Source organism: Chryseobacterium sp. FG46, from assembly GCF_057809135.1.
In genome coordinates, this window is the sequence record NZ_JBMDJJ010000081.1 from 1 (window position 1) to 326 (window position 326).

The 326-nt window shown below is 27.9% G+C and carries 1 protein-coding gene; it reads right to left on the minus strand.

Translation table 11 applies throughout. The features are described from left to right. A partial coding sequence (locus ACODR7_RS21585) for a hypothetical protein (protein ID WP_488842338.1) occupies positions 1 to 246 on the minus strand: 246 nt, incomplete at its 3' end. Positions 247 to 326: the final 80 nt, after the last annotated feature.

The following is a 326-nucleotide window of genomic DNA, read 5'->3' on the forward strand; positions in this document are numbered from 1 at the left end:
CCTTAGTATTGAACCTACGCGTTTCCATACTATTTTATGTCTAAAAAAATCCTCCATATAAGCGCAGTTTCTCAAATTATATGGAGTACTTCCCTTATCTAGCCGTTTTTCTAACATAGGATAAAAGAAATCTAAATGTTTTTTTATTGCTTTAAAATCTTCTATATTGATTGGTGCAATATCCTTTTCTTTAATCCCATTATGTACATTAATTATCCATAAATCTGCAAAATTATGATTATACATATTTATATCCCTGCCGCGTAAAATAGGTCGTTATTGTTATGCAATTTTTCAAAGAGTTTCATATAATTTATTATTCTTGA